At 54.1% G+C, this 259-nt stretch carries 1 rRNA gene; it reads left to right on the top strand.

What is annotated here, in order from left to right:
- Positions 1-259 (top strand): 16S ribosomal RNA (locus tag MRBLPE1_RS23125); the annotation flags it as partial.

Below are 259 nucleotides of genomic sequence, written 5' to 3'. Positions count from 1 at the left end.
GCTCTAGAGATAGGGCTTTCCTTCGGGACAGAGGAGACAGGTGGTGCATGGTTGTCGTCAGCTCGTGTCGTGAGATGTTGGGTTAAGTCCCGCAACGAGCGCAACCCTTGATCTTAGTTGCCAGCACATTATGGTGGGCACTCTAGGATGACTGCCGGTGACAAACCGGAGGAAGGTGGGGATGACGTCAAATCATCATGCCCCTTATGACCTGGGCTACACACGTACTACAATGGCCGATACAACGGGAAGCGAAACC

It is taken from the genome of Paenibacillus sp. LPE1-1-1.1, assembly GCF_040676435.1.
Classification (GTDB): domain Bacteria; phylum Bacillota; class Bacilli; order Paenibacillales; family Paenibacillaceae; genus Pristimantibacillus.
Note: the sequence above shows the minus strand (reverse complement) of the source record. Positions and strands in the feature narration are given on the sequence as shown.